Raw genomic sequence first — 349 nt, 5'->3', positions numbered from 1 at the left:
TGGGCATTCTCGCCAATGACGGTGTGCTGTACTCGGAATCCGCCCAGAAAGGCGCGCACTTCATCGAGCTGTGCAACCAGCGCAAGATTCCCCTGCTGTTCCTCCAGAACATCACCGGTTTCATGGTCGGCCAGAAATACGAAGCCGAGGGCATTGCCAAGCATGGCGCCAAGATGGTCAACGCGGTGGCCTGTGCCACCGTGCCGAAATTCACCGTGATCACCGGCGGCAGCTTCGGTGCCGGTAACTACGGCATGTGTGGCCGCGCCTATGACCCGCGCTTCATGTTCATGTGGCCCAACGCCCGCATCTCGGTAATGGGCGGCGAACAGGCGGCCAGCGTGCTTAC

1 protein-coding gene is annotated in these 349 nt (G+C 61.0%); it reads left to right on the top strand.

What is annotated here, in order from left to right:
• A partial coding sequence (locus A3754_RS07830; RefSeq protein WP_304439825.1) for a carboxyl transferase domain-containing protein occupies positions 1-349 on the top strand: 349 nt, incomplete at both ends.

The sequence above is a fragment of the Alcanivorax sp. HI0083 genome (assembly GCF_001635175.1).
Note: the sequence above shows the minus strand (reverse complement) of the source record. Positions and strands in the feature narration are given on the sequence as shown.